General features: G+C 67.6%; 12 protein-coding genes. 8 read left to right on the top strand and 4 right to left on the bottom strand.

The window, feature by feature from the left end:
- Nucleotides 1-783 precede the first annotated feature (783 nt).
- From B082_RS38595 to B082_RS0135320, 4 genes are all read right to left on the bottom strand, one after another.
- A complete protein-coding gene (locus tag B082_RS38595) occupies nucleotides 784-1,689 on the bottom strand; it encodes a hypothetical protein (protein WP_324608513.1) in 906 nt (301 codons plus the stop codon).
- A gap of 270 nt (nucleotides 1,690-1,959) precedes the next feature.
- Complete coding sequence (locus tag B082_RS0135330) at nucleotides 1,960-2,907, bottom strand: DNA-methyltransferase (RefSeq protein ID WP_234018326.1); 948 nt, start codon at nucleotides 2,905-2,907, stop codon at nucleotides 1,960-1,962.
- Between the two features lie 905 nt (nucleotides 2,908-3,812).
- Nucleotides 3,813-5,057 (bottom strand): ATP-grasp domain-containing protein, encoded by a 1,245-nt coding sequence (locus tag B082_RS0135325; RefSeq protein ID WP_026250518.1) that lies wholly within the window; start codon nucleotides 5,055-5,057, stop codon nucleotides 3,813-3,815.
- Nucleotides 4,996-6,351, bottom strand: a complete 1,356-nt coding sequence (locus tag B082_RS0135320; protein ID WP_234018323.1) for an MFS transporter — start codon at nucleotides 6,349-6,351, stop codon at nucleotides 4,996-4,998. Before B082_RS0135320 ends, B082_RS0135325 begins: the two co-directional genes overlap by 62 nt.
- A 352-nt stretch (nucleotides 6,352-6,703) precedes the next feature.
- On the opposite strand from B082_RS0135320, the gene B082_RS0135315 reads away from it, so the two are divergent.
- The 8 genes from B082_RS0135315 to B082_RS0135280 are packed head-to-tail and all read left to right on the top strand — an operon-like array spanning nucleotide 6,704 to nucleotide 14,143.
- Nucleotides 6,704-7,948, top strand: a complete 1,245-nt coding sequence (locus B082_RS0135315) for a DUF6421 family protein (RefSeq protein WP_018556493.1) — start codon at nucleotides 6,704-6,706, stop codon at nucleotides 7,946-7,948.
- Nucleotides 7,941-9,038 carry a branched-chain amino acid aminotransferase gene (locus B082_RS0135310; RefSeq protein WP_018556492.1) on the top strand — a complete coding sequence of 366 codons (1,098 nt, stop codon included), beginning with the start codon at nucleotides 7,941-7,943 and terminating at the stop codon, nucleotides 9,036-9,038. The genes B082_RS0135315 and B082_RS0135310 overlap by 8 nt, the downstream gene beginning before the upstream one ends.
- Complete coding sequence (locus B082_RS0135305; RefSeq protein WP_018556491.1) at nucleotides 9,035-9,640, top strand: hypothetical protein; 606 nt, start codon at nucleotides 9,035-9,037, stop codon at nucleotides 9,638-9,640. The genes B082_RS0135310 and B082_RS0135305 overlap by 4 nt, the downstream gene beginning before the upstream one ends.
- A complete protein-coding gene (locus B082_RS0135300) occupies nucleotides 9,634-10,887 on the top strand; it encodes an ATP-grasp domain-containing protein (RefSeq protein ID WP_018556490.1) in 1,254 nt (417 codons plus the stop codon). The genes B082_RS0135305 and B082_RS0135300 overlap by 7 nt, the downstream gene beginning before the upstream one ends.
- The gene (locus B082_RS0135295; RefSeq protein WP_018556489.1) at nucleotides 10,884-11,966 is read left to right on the top strand and encodes an aminotransferase class IV; all 1,083 of its coding nucleotides are present in this window, start codon (nucleotides 10,884-10,886) and stop codon (nucleotides 11,964-11,966) included. The genes B082_RS0135300 and B082_RS0135295 overlap by 4 nt, the downstream gene beginning before the upstream one ends.
- Nucleotides 11,967-11,980: 14 nt before the next feature.
- Nucleotides 11,981-12,295 (top strand): 4Fe-4S dicluster domain-containing protein, encoded by a 315-nt coding sequence (locus B082_RS0135290; RefSeq protein ID WP_018556488.1) that lies wholly within the window; start codon nucleotides 11,981-11,983, stop codon nucleotides 12,293-12,295.
- Between the two features lie 23 nt (nucleotides 12,296-12,318).
- A complete protein-coding gene (locus B082_RS0135285) occupies nucleotides 12,319-13,854 on the top strand; it encodes a coproporphyrinogen-III oxidase family protein (protein ID WP_018556487.1) in 1,536 nt (511 codons plus the stop codon).
- 7 nt (nucleotides 13,855-13,861) lie between these two features.
- Nucleotides 13,862-14,143 carry a phosphopantetheine-binding protein gene (locus B082_RS0135280; RefSeq protein ID WP_018556486.1) on the top strand — a complete coding sequence of 94 codons (282 nt, stop codon included), beginning with the start codon at nucleotides 13,862-13,864 and terminating at the stop codon, nucleotides 14,141-14,143.
- Nucleotides 14,144-14,153: the final 10 nt, after the last annotated feature.

The following is a 14,153-nucleotide window of genomic DNA, read 5'->3' as shown; positions in this document are numbered from 1 at the left end:
CCAGGAACACGCCCACGTCTTCGGTGTCGGACATGGCGCCCCTCCCATGATGTTGAACGTGCCGGCCTCGGCATCGGTGTCGTGCTCGCGCATCCACGTTATGCAGACCTGCCATCCGCGAGCTGTCCGGCGTTGCACCGGACCGGATGGCGGCCGGACCTCTGATCAGCGTCTCCGACGGCACCTCCCGGACCCGGTGACACCACCCCCCAGGTCATCGACTTCGACAGGGGGCAACAGTCATGCCGGGCCCGGAGGCCAGCGGCCCTCTTGCAGGGCCGCGAAGAAGATAACGGGGCCTCGGCGGCCCACTCACCGACCGCGAGAAGCGACTACGGGCAAGCCAGCACCGCGCATGCCGCCAGCCCGAGGAGTGTCACTTACCGCACCTCTCGTGGATCGCGCGGGCCAGGCACTTGCGCGAGCCGCTCCAGCAGGCCGGGCACCTCACCGGGGCCTGCTTCCATGATCACCGAGTTGGTCAAGGGCGGGATAGATGAGCGAGGATGCAGACGCAGGCACGAGTACCCCAAGGTCACAGAGCGTACAGAACTCCATGATCACAGGCACTCGCGCCTGCTCTGTATCCGGCCCCCGTCAACCCGACACTCCATCACTAACCGGGCGTTGGAGGGCGTCGGCGATCCGCTGGCCGACGGGAGTGGCCGACGGGAGTGCACTACGCCGTAGCCCTGGGTCCTTCATGGGGAAGGACGCTACCGCGGTTGCCCAGAGCGGCGACCGGACTTTGATGGGAAGCATGAGTGCAGCCGCGGACTGGCGTCACAGCGTCATCTGGCCCTTGGAAACACCGTTCGCTTTGCCGTGCCTGGTTTTCGGAGCCGGCCGAAGCTCCGGAAGGTATTTGGCCAACCGCATTGTGATCGTCTCGCGCAGGCGTCCGACGGACCCTCCTGTTGCCAGAGCGGCTTCGGGAGAAACATCCAAGGTGTAATGACTGAGCGCGGCTGCGTTGGTTCCAATCACGCGCCAAAGGTTCAATGAATTGGGAGTTTGCGTTTCAGACTGCTCGACATCGAATACATAGATCCAGGCCGGTGGATCGTCGTCGGGCTGATGGCCGTCTTGAACCAGACGCCAAGTCCCATCGGCATGCTCGACAAGGTCGGGGCGACCAAGGTGTCGCTGCCAACTTTCCCAAACCGCCCGCGGAATCGCAAAAATGCATCCCGCTGAGGCGTCGTGGGCCCCGATCTGGAATTTGAACATCATTTGATAGAATGTGCGCTTGAAGGCGTTCGCGATATTTGGACCTTCAATACCCTCCGACAGCCACTGAGGGTGGGTAGCAATGCTTTCCCCGAACTCTCCCTTATGTGCGTGACGCGCCCAGCGTAGTAGTTCGACAGACTTCCTGTAGGTTCCGTGAAAGTCCATTGTTTGAATCTCGAAGATTCCGTACCGACCAACGGCGAGAGCGCCATCAGTGTCTGACAACAACTCAATCATGGTCGCGTCAAACGAAAATTCTGGGGAGCGGTCGGTCGGGCTGATGGAGATTTCTCCACCCAGCTTATTCTGGAAGTAGACGATCGAAGGCTTCCCTGCGGCGACTCGCTTGCGGAGGTCGTCCGCTTCGGTCTTGTCCGCCAGAACGGTGGCCGCGATGATCTTTACGTCGTCATCTGTGACGTACCCAAAGAGCCGATGGGCGGCGTCTATAAGCATAGAGTCGTCCAGAGCGCGGAATGGACACGCCAACCAGTCTTGGCGGGGCCCGTTGCTCGTACTGCTGATCGTGCAGACGCCCTTCGAATTCTTCTGTTTGACGCAGCCAGTACTTTTCCCCGTTGCCTTGGTGAGAAACGGGCAGCGCTCAGCTTCCTGGTCGCTTAGGCTCTCCGGCGTCTCAGCTACGACTGGATAGACTCGGTGCCCAAACCACTCACCGATGACATTATTCGCCGCCTTCTTGGATGCGCCTCCCCCGGACAATTTTTATTCTCCCGCCTCGTCGGTTGCATCGAAGGTCAGCTGTCCTTGTCCAAGGGTCACCGCAGCATTCTTCACCGCGGCCTGATGGAAGGACTCGCCCAATTCGAATCCGATAGCATTGCGCCCCGAAGACGCCGCGACAGAAAGCGATCTTCCAGTGCCACAGAATGGGTCAAGCACGGTCCCCCCAGGAGGGCAGGAGGTTAGAATTCGGGGCTTGATGAGATCGATAGGAAAGGTAGCAGAGTGGCCATCGGAGCCGGAGCGGGCGCCGGTCTTGACAACGTCAGCCGCCCCCTCTTCCGCCTCGTCGATGTCGTAATAAACGACGTCCTGCGCACCCCCCTCGACTTCTTCGAAGTCGTAGTAATACTTGGCGCGGCCTTCCTTGGGGCGCTTAACGAAGTGGAAGAAGTGCTCGTGAGTGAGCCGCAGGCGATCCTTTTCCGGCCTGGGCGGAACGTTCGGCTTGTGCCAGATCAGGTCATTTCTCAAGATCCACCGCAGGTCCTGCATCGCAATAGCGAAGCGAGCAGGGATGAGGAGCATCTGCTTCTCCTGGCGGAAGCCGCCCATTGGAGTACGCCGACGCGAACGCGGGTTGTCGCCGAGCCCCTGACGACCGTCGTGACGAATACTGGACCACCGGGCGAAGTATGTGTCTCCGATGTTGATCCACATGCTGCCCTGCGGCTTCAGCGCCGCAGCCCCTCGCTGGAGGATCTCAACGAGGTGACCGATAAACCACTCCGGCAGTGGCTCCAAGCCGAGAACGCCGCCGTGCTTTCGGTACCACTCGTAGGACGGTACGTCAGTCTGGACACGCGAAGTGTCCTCTGCAAGCCATTCCTTGAGGATGTCCTCATTGTGTTCCAGGCCGTAGCTGCGAAGACCCCAGTACGGCGGCGAGGTGATCAGCAGGTCGATGGACTCCGGGGGAAGGTCTGCCATGAGGTCATACGCATCCCCGCGACGGACCGTGATCCCAGCCTCACCTGGGCCCTCATCCAGCTCGGGCGTCGTGCTCTGAGTCATCTCTACCTGTGCTACCACGGAGAGCAGCCTAGAGGGTCTGCCGGGCAGAGGCGAACGTGGTCACCGGCCCCACGCAACACGGCGTAACGCACTACACGCACACATGCCAGCGGAGCCTCGCTTGCGACAGCCGCTTACATGATCCTTGGCATCCCACGGCCTCTGGCCTGCTGGCGGATGCGGCTGAGTCGAGCTTAAGGATCTTGGATGCAGGGCCGGAGAGACTGTTGCATAGTCTTCCGATCTCACCGGCCGCCGGCCCGAAACTCGTAACTGTCCGACTCGTAACTGTCCGAGATGGCGGTGGTGTCGTTTGGGCGGGCGGCGACATCAACGGAGTACCTGCTCCTCCACGCCGGCGATACGAGATCAACGGTAATGCGGACGCGTCACCCATCAAGATCACTTGGCGCGCTTGGTGATACAGAGGGTGACGGCTGTAGGTGAGGGGGTGGAGAACGAGTCGGCGGCATGCGCTGCGGGTGGGCCATGATCGGTTGCTGGCGGCGGATGCACCCCGGTTGTTTTTTTGCCTCGCGCTGCTGCTCAGGGCTATCTCGTGACCGTGCGGTACGTACCGCACCGCACTGCCGTTGCCGGGGATCGAGGCGGATGCAGCAGGACTCAGCAGGATGTGAATGTCCGCCTCTGTGGTGTTTCCGCAGGTGAGGCGCGTCTCTCTTTTGGGTTCGAGTCCCACCCGCCCCACCACAGCAGAAACGTCGCGACCTGTGAGGATGCCGGTCCGGCGGGGTCTGCGGGCCCGAGGCCCCGCGGGGCGTGAGCCGCCCGGCAGGGCCTCGGGTCCGGTCCGGGCGTGGTCAGCCCGCCGGCTCCGTGTCGGCCGGTTCCGCAGGCGTGACAGGCGTGACGCGGATGGTGGCGAAGGCGTCGCTCAGGAAGCGGTCGAGTTCGGCCGAGTCGCCGGGGCCGACGACGCCGGCCAGCGGGATGTCGGTGTCCGCGTAGCTGAGGACCGTCTTGATCGGCTCGTCCTCGGGCCGCTGGCTCCACCGGTATACGAGCGGGCTCTCGCGGAAGGGTGCCTCGCCCTCGATGCGGCAGTACTCGGCGCCCAGCTTGTGGCTCGGCCAGCAGAACCAGCCGTAGCGGGAGCCGTCGGCCTCGGGCCAGGTCAGCTCCTCGGCCGAGACGCCGCCCGTGACCAGTTGCAGGTAGCGCGAGGGCAGGTGGACCCCGGTGGCGAGCTCGAAGGTGTCCACCACGTCCGCGCCGCCGAAGCGGGCGCCGACCTCCAGGAACACCACACCCTCCGGGGTCTCGATGCCCTCAAGGTGGAAGAGGCTGGTGGTGATGTTGACGGCGGCCAGGCAGTCCAGGGTCCAGCGGCTCAGCTCCGGGGTCAGCTCGATCTGCACCGAGCCGAGCGGCGTCCCCTCCGCGTATCCCAGGCAGGTGCCGACGTAGCGGCTGGCCTGGACCGCCATCGGCTTGCCGTCGATCAGCATGCCGTCCACGTGGATGATGGGGCCCGTGACGAACTCCTCGACCTCGAAGCCGGCCGGCTCGGTGCCCTCGGGCACCCCCGCCTCGCGCACCGCGGCGAGGGCCTCGGCCGGCGTCGGGTGGATGGTGACGTTCATGGCCGCCGCGCCGTCCAGCGGCTTGAGGACCGTCTCGCCGCTCCAGGGCAGCCCGTCGGGTCCGGCTTCGAGCGCCTCGGTCAGGGACAGGTACCGGGGGACCCGCAGACCGGCCGCGGCGACCATGGACTTCATGACCACCTTGTCGCGCCAGGGCCGGATGTCCTCCTCCGAGTCGCCTGGCACGCCGAGGGCCGCCCGCACCCGGGCACCGGCTATCAGGTCGAACTCGGAGAGCGCGAGCACCATGTCGAAGGGCGGAAGCCCGGCGACGGCGGCCAGCACCTCTTCGGTGAGGTCGCCGGTGTCGGGGCGTTCGATGAGCGTGCAGCGCAGACCGGTCGGGAGAGTGGCCAGCCGGTCCGCGGGGCCGACGTAGGTGACGTCATGGGCCGCGTGGTCAATTCCCGTCGCGTGCCGGATCATTTTGTCCGTGACTCGGTGCAGGATCAGGATGCGCATGATAGTTCCTCAGACGTGCGAGAAGCGGAATGAGTAGGGCGACGGCACAGACGGAGCCGATGACGGAACCCAGGGCGATGCTCTGGGGGCTGAAGGACGTGGTGAAGAGGGTTACCAGGAGTCCGGCCGCGGGCAGGGACAGCTGGTTCAGGAGAATGATGATGGCGATCGTCTTCGCGAAGTGCTCGCGCGGAATTCTCCTGACGCGCTCCGTGCGTATGACGACGTTGAAGAACCCGACGGTCCCGAGCAGGACCGCGTAGCTCAGCGCGTACTGGGTGAAGGTATTCGCCAGGCCGACCCCGATGCCGCCCAGCGCGATCAGGGAGTAGGACGTCATCAGGGCGGCGAAAGGATTCAGCCGCTTCGTCACCTTCGGGACGACGAAGAACGTCAGGATGCCCACGATGCCGGCTCCGGTGCTCAACGCCCCGTAGTACTTGTCCGGTTGGTGGAAGACGCCCACGGTGGTCGCGGCGCTGGTGGCCATTCCGACGCCGACCATGAGGTTGACCGTCATGGTCAGTCCGACCAGGCCCAGGATCGCGGGCAGCTTGAGCAGGGTCGTCACGCCCTCGCCGATGCCGGTGGCCACGGAACGGACGGTGGTGGGTTCCCCGGTGTTCCCGGAGAGCGACTCGGTGCGCAACCAGCGGCGCAGCGTAAGGGTGTTGAGCGTGGTCAGCCCGTAGACCACACCGATCACGGCGAGCAGGCTGGTGGTCGGCAGCGCGGAGGCGAGCAGCGCGGCCAGGACGGGGCCGATGACCTCACTGGTCTGCTCGGTCCCCTGGATGATCGACTGCGCCCGGACCATCTGGTCCATCGGGACGAACCGGGGGAGCGTGGCCTCAAGGGCGACGTACGACTGCGCGCCTGCCACCGACATGCCGGCGGCCAGTACGCACAGCGTGAGGAACTTGCCGTCGGGCACGAGGAACATCAGGGCGAACGCGGTCAGCGCCAGCCCGGAGCGGACGAAGTCCGAGCCGATATACAGGAGGTAGCTGCGTATTCGGTCCGCGAACACCCCGGCCACGGGCAGGAATATCACCCGGGGCAGCCATTCGACCAGGAAGATCAGGCCGGTCTGCGACGCGCTGCCCGTCATTTTGTAGGCGAGCAGCGGAATGGCGAACAGAAGGAACTGATCGCCCAGAGCGGCCAGTCCGCGACCGCCCACGAAACGCGCCACCTGGGGGCCCGGCATATAGGCGTGGGGTGGCGTCCTCGTATCGCTGCCGCTGTCCTCCCCGGGCGCCTCGGCCGTGTTCTCCCTCGCTTCGTGACTCATGCTCCCCCGTATTTCGTGTCACCGAGTTCGTTGAACAGGATCTCCGTGGTCGTGGCCGGCCGGGCGGCGGGGCCATGAACCAGTCCGCATTCCGAGATAGTTGGGCGAACGCGCTCACTCGCAGGGCGGTGCCAGAGTATAAGCACCCGGCTGCCGCCCGCAGGCCTTACACCAGGATCGCGGTCCCGTCCGCTGAGCGGGGAAGGAAGTGGGTGATGTACCAACATCCGAACAACCCTTGCCTGTTGGGGAGTCACGCCGCTAGCTTCCTGGATCGAACGGTTCGGATGAGGCGCCGATCAGGCACATTCCCTCTGCGGGACTCATCCGAGGGGCACTAACGGGGGGTGCTGTGGGGCCGCGTACTGTCGCCACACTTCTGGAGTTCGAGCGAAACGTCGTTCCCGCGGTCAACTCCCTGAGGGAGCTGCGCAGTCGGCCCCGGGCCGGCGGAAGTGAGCCGTCCGGCGGTGCTCCGGCGGGCTCCGACGAGGAGATACGTTTCGCCATCGACGCGATCTGCACCGCGGTCGAGGGCATGCGGGGCCTGATGCCGCAGGAGCAGATCGCCGCCACCTGCAAGGACCTGCGGGCCTGGCAGGACACCGGCTGCGAGGGCGTACCGCACTTCGACGCCACCCGCGACAGTGTGCCCGCGCCCAGGGACGGCGAGGCCGCCGCCTTCGTGGGGCCCGTGACGCTGCCCAACAGCGACCGGCACGACGTCCACATCGAAGCGTTCTCGGTGATCCGTGAGGACCCCGAGAGCACCCCTGCCCTCCAGGCCGCCTACCCGCACCCCAAGGCCGTCTTCCAGTCCACCCGGCTGCTGTCCGCCTCGCGGGGTCTGCGGGAGGGCAACTGCGTGGTCTTCTTCCCCGAGAACATCCCCTCCGCCACCCGGTGCACCGACCAGAACTTCGCCTGGTTCTTCTTCAACCGGCACACCGAGATCTACGCCCAGACCCTGGCGATCACCGAGCGTCTGTGCGGACCCGGCTCCCCCTTCGAGGGCGAGGACACCCTCGTCTCCGCGGACGTGGACCCGGAGGACACCTACCAGGCGCGCTGCGTCTGGGGATACATGCACGACTACTTCCACCACACGGGCCCGCGCCCCCTCGACCAGCACCTCGCGATCAAGACGACCTGGCGGCCCGGACTCCTGGAGGAGCTGAAGGTCGACATGCTGTCGGCCATCGCCTGCTTCGAGGAGGACGTGCCGTACGGCCGGATCGTCTTCGAATACATCATTCTCGAACGGCTCCTGCGCTACCCGGCGCAGCCCGAGCCCCTGCGCAACTTCGACGCGGGCACCGGCTTCGCACTGGGCACCTGGCTCGCGTCCCAGGGACTGTTCACCCAGGACGACCAGGGGCGCCGATGTCTGGGCTCCAAGGCGCGGATCGTCGAGTCGGTACGTGAACTCGTGGGCCTGATCGAGGAGATCGAGCGCACCGAGGACGACGCGGCCTACCGGTCGGCGGCCGTGGACTTCCTCTTCGGGACGCTGCTGCGCCGGCCGGAGGGCAAACCCGACCGGTACGGCGGACCTCTCGCGCCGCTCGGCCTGTGGGGCTCCGAAGTCCATGTCTGAGCCGCGCCGCACCGCGGAGCTCGACGCGATCCTCAGGGACCCGGGCTTCTGCCGCCACTCCACCGGACACACCGCCGTCGTCGACTGGGACGCCGGCACCGGCTGGTCCGAGCCACGCGTCGAGCCCTGGTCCGATCTGGCCATGGACCCCGCCACCCTCGGACTCCACTACGGGCAGGCCGTGTTCGAGGGCCTGAAGGCGTTCCGGGCCGCCGACGGATCGGTGCACCTGTTCCGGGCCGAGGACCACGGGCGACGCCTGGCCAGGTCCGCCGCGAGGCTCGCGATGGCCGAGATGCCCGCCGAGCTGTTCGTACGGGCGTGCGCCGCCCTGGTCGCGGCCGACGAGCAGTGGGTGCCCGGCGGCTACGGGCAGAGCCTCTACCTGCGGCCGCTCCTCATCGCCACCGAGCCCGACCTGGGGCTGAGGCCCTCCAGGCGCTACCGGTGCGTGATCCTGGCCTACCCGGCCGACCCCTGCTTCGGGGCCGGCTTCCGGCCGCTCTCGGTGACCACGTCGACCGACACGGTGCGGGCCGTGCGCGGCGGGACCGGTGAGTCCAAGTGCGCCGGCAACTACGCCGCCGGCCTGCTCACCCGGACCGAGGCGCAGGCCGCCGGGTACGACGAGGTGCTGTGGCTCGACGGGCTCGAACGGAGCCGGATCGAGGAGCTGAGCACCATGAACGTCTTCCTCGTCTGGCGCGACGGGACGGAGCCCCGGCTGTCGACCCCGCCGTGCGACGGCACCATCGTCCGCGGCCTGACCCGCGACTCGCTGCTGACCCTGGCCGAGGACCGGGGGATCGCGGCGGCACAGGAGCACACCACGATCGACGCCGTCCGCGACGGGCTACGCTCCGGCCGGCTGGCCGAGATGTTCGCCTGCGGCACGGCCGGTGTCGTCGTCCCGGTGGGCCGGCTCGGCATCGGCGGCGAGGACATGACCGTCGGCGACGGCGGAGAGGGACCGATGACGGCGCTGCTACGCAACAGCCTGCTCGACGCCCAGCACAGACGTACGCCCGACGCGCACGGCTGGCTGCGGACCATCGGGCGGGCCGACGAGAACGGGGGACGACGCGCATGAGCGACAACAACGCGGCCTTGAAGGGCGACCGTGAGGGCGCGCTTTCGAGGGTCACCGTGATCCACACACTGGGCCCCACGGGCACCAACCTGGAGAAGGCCGCCCACCACTGGCTCGCCGGGCGCGGCATCGCGGGGGACGTGACGCTGCACACCGAGGTGGAGGACGGCCTCGACGCGATGGCCTTCGACGGCACCGAGGCCATCCTCGCCTGCGCCGTCTACCCCCGGCTGCACGACCTCGTCTTCCAGAACCTGCACCGCCTGGAGATGGCCGACAGCTTCATCCTCGACACCCACGACATGGTCCTGGCCGGACGCCCTGGCCACACGGGCACGGCCACGATCGTCAGCCACCCGGCGCCCAGCAGCCTGGTGGCCGGGCTCGGCGACACCACGCTGACCAGCAGCAACTCCCGCGCCGCCGCACTGTGCGCGGCCGGACAGTACGACGCCTGTGTGACCACCGGACCCGCTGCCGCCGCCGAAGGACTGAGGCTGATCAGGAACTTCGGCCCGGTGCCGATGATCTTCACCCTGCACGTCGGCCGGACGCCCGGTGACGACTCCGGAACCGACACGGGGAGCACGCGCGCATGTTGATCGTCGTCCAGCCCCTGTCGGCCGGCGTCCGGCTCACCGCCCGCATGGTGGCCGCCGGCGTCCCCTGCCTCGTTCCCACCCAGTTCCCCGAGCTGCTGCCGCCCGAGGTGCACTCCGGCGCGACCGTCGTCGACTGGCACCCCGACGCGGGGGTGGCCGGGCTGCTCAGCATGGTCGAGGAGGTGGCCGCGAAGACCGGGACCGCGCCCACCGGGGTGATCGCCGGCTTCGAGTACGCCGTGCAGGAGGCCGCCGAACTGGCCCGGACCCTCGGGCTGCCCGCGCTCGGCGCCGGGGCGGCCGAGGCCGTGCGGCAGAAGGACGTCATGCGCCGGCGCTGCGTGGAGCGAGGCGTCGCCCACCCGCGCTCGGTCGTGGTCGGACCCGGGGACGCGGGCCCCTGCCCGCTGCCGTTCCCGGTCGTCGTCAAGCCGGTCGACTGCGGCGGCAGCCTGATGGTGAGCCTCTGCCACGACCAGGACGCGTACGCACGGGCCTGCGCCGTCGTCCACGACCCCGGCGAGGACGTGAAGTTCCACCCGGACCCGCGCCGGACCGCCCTGGTCGAGGAGTACGTGGAGGGTCCCGAGTTCTCCCTCGACGGCTGGGTCGACGCCAAGGGCCCGCACCTCGCGAGCGTCACCACCAAGTTCCTCTCCGCCCCGCCGGACTTCTTCGAGATGGGCCACATCGCCACCGTGCCGGAGCGCTCGCCGCACGGCGAGGTCCTGGAACGCTTCGCCCGCGAGGTCGTGGCCGGCTTCGACCTCACGGTGGGCCCGTTCCACATCGAGGCCCGGATCGACCGCGACCGCGGCCCCGTCCTGATCGAGGTCGGGGCCCGGCTCGCCGGCGACAACATCCCCGAACTGGTGCTCGCGGGCCCCGGCGTGGACCTGTGCGCGGCCACGGCGGACGCCGCACGCGGTGTGGTCCACGACCCCGCCGCGCTGTCGCCGGTCAGCGCGGGTCTCGCGTTCGTCACCACCGACCGGCCCGGCACCTTCGCCGGAACGCTCCCCGGCATCGACGCCTTCACCGAGGCGGCCGAATTCCGCGGCCTGCTTCCGGAGGCCGAGCCGGGGGCGGTGCTCGACCCGGGCGACATTTTCAGCAACCGGGTCGCCCGTATCCACTTCGAGGGCGACCTTGACCGGGTCGAGCGCCTCGTCGCCTCGGTCCTCGCAGACGTGAGGGTCGACGTCGACGGCGTCGGCCACCAGGACAAGGAAGGTGTCCCCGCATGAGCAACGAACTGACCGTCACCCCCACGACCACCCCACGCCCCAGGCCCGAGGCGGACGGGCCGGCCGGTGCCGTCCTCACCGACCACGCCTTCTTCATGCGGACCGGCAAGCGGCGCGGCTGGCAGCGGCTGACCGTGGCCGACCGGGACAGCGTCCCGGCGCTGCGCCCCACGGCCGCCGCCGTGCTCAGCGGGCAGAGCGTCATCGACGAGTTCGCCGCGTACCGGCTCGCGGACGGCACGGTCGCCGTGTTCCGTCCCGACAGCCACATCAAGCGGCTGAACAACGGGGCCCGCCGTCTCGCGATGCCGCAGGTCGACTTCGACCGGGTGTGGAGTTCGGTACGGGCGATGGTCGAGCTGGACGAGGGCTGGCTGGCGCAGGAGGCGGGGTCCTGCCTGCGGCTGCGCGCGGTGCTCGCCGCCGACGGCACGGGCCTGACCTCGGGACCCGCGGACGACTGCCTCTTCTACGTGCTCGGCTCGGTGCCGGCCGCCGCCGAGGCCAAGCCGCTGAAGGCCCTGACCCTGGACGGATACGTACGGGCCTGGCCCGGCGGCACCGGTGACGTGAACACCGCGGGCGGGCTCGCGGCGGGCGTGGTGCCCGGGGAGATCGCCGACAACTACGGCAACGACCACGTGCTGTGGCTCGACGGTCCGCAGGGCCGCTTCATCCAGCAGATCGGCGAGCTGAACGCCTTCTTCGTGATCGACGGCGTGCTCACCACACCCGCGCTCGACCGCACCGTCCTGCCCGGCGTGACCCGCGACTCCGTCGTGAAGCTGGCCAGGGACGCGGGGACCGAGGTCGTGGAGCGGCCGGTGGAGCTGGCCGAGGTCCTCAAGGGCATCGCCGACGGCACCGTCACCGAGTGCTTCGCCACCGGCACGGCCGCCGGGGTGGCCCCGGTGGGCTCCCTCGGCCACCAGGGCGAGGAGTACCGGCTCGCGTCCCAGGAGGCCGGCCCGGTGACCGCCCGCTTCCGGGACCTGCTGGACGGCATCCACCGGGGCGAGTCCGTCGACCGGTTCGGCTGGATGCGGCGGATCACCGAAGTGGCGCCCGTCCACGCCTGAGGGAGGAGAGAACCATGGCGTACGTCGTCACCGACGAATGCGTTGGCTGCAAGTACACGGACTGCGTGGACGTCTGCCCCGTGAGCTGTTTCCACGAGGGCCCCGAGATGCTCTACATCAACCCCGAGGAATGCATCGACTGCAACGCGTGCGTAGCCGAATGCCCGCCCGAGGCGATCTGGGCGGACGTCGACCTGCCGGAGGACAAGTTCCAGTGGATCGAGATCAACGGCGAGATGAGTAACAAGTACCCGGTCATCTTCGAGAGCCGGGGCACCAAGGGGGAACCAACCGAGGCCCCCACCGAGCCTTCCAGCCAGCCTTCCTGACCGAAAGAGCGGGAGCCTAGGTCATGACGACCCACGTCGAGAACCCCTTCATGCTGGGCCTCGACTCGAACTTCTATCTGAAGGACGAGTTCGAGAGCCCCGAGAAGCGCACCAACGTCACCTGGTTCTACCCGAAGATCTGCGCCTTCCAGGACGCCCTCGACAACGAGGGGAAGAAGGCCGAGTACTTCTCCTTCCTGGACCGCCAGTCCCACCCGGAGCAGACCGACATCCTGCTCTACTTCCACATCCCGTTCTGCGAGGCCTTCTGCAACTTCTGCGCCTGCTTCAAGGAGTCGGCGGCGAAGTACCAGGGCGAGCGGCAGAAGCGCTTCGTCCAGGCCATGGTCAAGGAGATCCAGCGCAACGCCCGCTCGAAGTACTTCGAGGGCACGAAGGTCAAGTACGTCCAGTTCGGCGGCGGCACACCGTCCGCGCTGGAGCAGGAGTCGATGGCCACCATCCTGGAGGCCGTCCACCGCGAGTTCGACCTGAGCGAGGTCGACGGCATCTCTCTGGAGGGCAGCCCGCTCGGCCTGTCCAAGGACGGCTACATCGAGATGCTGAAGTCGCTCGGCATCACCCGGATCTCCTTCGGCGTCCAGACCCTCGACGAGGACATCCGCCGCAAGCTCACCATCAAGGCCAGCGTCGAGCAGGTCCACCAGACCGCCGAGAACATCCGCAAGGCCGGCATCCGCACCTTCGCCCTGGACCTCATGTACAACCTGCCGGGGCAGGACGACGAGGTCCTCGGCCGTGACCTGGAGGGCATCTGCGGCGAGCTGCGCCCCAGCTTCGTGCAGACGTACCGCTTCAACCAGTGGGAGGGCACCCGCCTCGACCAGCAGATCCGGGCCGGCAAGGTCGCCGAGGTGAAGCCGTCGGGTGCCATCGAGCGCGAGCAGTACCGGCAGATCAAGGACGGTCTGGCCGGGTACGGCTACGACAAGCAGCTTCTGATCAACTTCTTCACCCACCTCGACGACCCGGGCGAGATCGGCCTCAACCACGCCTGTGGCGGCAACGGTTACCGCGCCAGCTACACCCTGGGGATCGGCCCCGCCGCCGAGAACTACATGGGCGAGCGCAGCTACCGCAACCACACCGACGTCGAGCGGTGGATGCGGGAGGTCGAGGAAGGCATCATCCCGATCGAGCAGGGCCGCATCTGCTCCGAGGACGAGGTCGAGAACCGGGTCATGGTCTTCTTCCCGGTCTTCGGCACCGTCCGCAAGGCCGATGTCGCCAACTTCGAGAAGTACCGCCGTGAGGTGGACTGGCTGGTCGAGGGCGGCTACGCGATCGAGACCGACGAGGACCTGACCCTCACCGAGGTCGGCCGCGAGAACGCCGGCAACATCGCCTTCCTCTTCTACTCGGACGAGGAGAAGGCCCGCGCCCGGCGCACGATGTACCTGTCGCTGAAGAACAAGCGCAACCCCTTCCACCAGGACGCGCAGAACATCCCGCGGACCCCGCTCTTCCTCCAGACCCGCCCGAAGACGGCGGAGGAGACCGCCAAGGAGAGCACCCCCGCCGAACCCGAGAAGAGCTGATCCACCGATGGACGCCCGCAAGACCCAGGCGGAGATCGAGGACGACCTCCGTGGGGTGATCGCCCAGATCTTCCCGCAGCAGCTGGTCGAACTCGCCTCCGACACCCCGCTGTTCAACGGCGGACTGTCGCTCAACTCGACCCAGATGATCGAACTGACCCTGGCCTTCGAGACGTTCTACGACATCGAGCTCGAACCCGAGCTGCTGACGACGGAGAACTTCGCGACCCTGGGTTCCCTCTCCGGTCTCCTGGAGGAACTCCTCGACGACGAGGTGTCCCCTGTCTGAGATCCACTCG

It is taken from the genome of Streptomyces sp. ATexAB-D23 (genome assembly GCF_000373645.1).
Lineage (GTDB): Bacteria > Actinomycetota > Actinomycetes > Streptomycetales > Streptomycetaceae > Streptomyces > Streptomyces castrisilvae.
The sequence above is the reverse complement of the archived record's forward strand: the minus strand, read 5'-3'. Positions and strand labels throughout refer to the sequence as shown.

Coding starts and splice junctions, on each gene's coding strand:
- B082_RS38595 (WP_324608513.1), bottom strand. CDS start 1,689: ATGCTTATAGACGCCGCCCATCGGCTCTTTGGGTACGTCACAGATGAC.
- B082_RS0135330 (WP_234018326.1), bottom strand. CDS start 2,907: ATGGCAGACCTTCCCCCGGAGTCCATCGACCTGCTGATCACCTCGCCG.
- B082_RS0135325 (WP_026250518.1), bottom strand. CDS start 5,057: ATGCGCATCCTGATCCTGCACCGAGTCACGGACAAAATGATCCGGCAC.
- B082_RS0135320 (WP_234018323.1), bottom strand. CDS start 6,351: ATGAGTCACGAAGCGAGGGAGAACACGGCCGAGGCGCCCGGGGAGGAC.
- B082_RS0135310 (WP_018556492.1), top strand. CDS start 7,941: ATGTCTGAGCCGCGCCGCACCGCGGAGCTCGACGCGATCCTCAGGGAC.
- B082_RS0135305 (WP_018556491.1), top strand. CDS start 9,035: ATGAGCGACAACAACGCGGCCTTGAAGGGCGACCGTGAGGGCGCGCTT.
- B082_RS0135300 (WP_018556490.1), top strand. CDS start 9,634: ATGTTGATCGTCGTCCAGCCCCTGTCGGCCGGCGTCCGGCTCACCGCC.
- B082_RS0135295 (WP_018556489.1), top strand. CDS start 10,884: ATGAGCAACGAACTGACCGTCACCCCCACGACCACCCCACGCCCCAGG.
- B082_RS0135290 (WP_018556488.1), top strand. CDS start 11,981: ATGGCGTACGTCGTCACCGACGAATGCGTTGGCTGCAAGTACACGGAC.
- B082_RS0135285 (WP_018556487.1), top strand. CDS start 12,319: ATGACGACCCACGTCGAGAACCCCTTCATGCTGGGCCTCGACTCGAAC.
- B082_RS0135280 (WP_018556486.1), top strand. CDS start 13,862: ATGGACGCCCGCAAGACCCAGGCGGAGATCGAGGACGACCTCCGTGGG.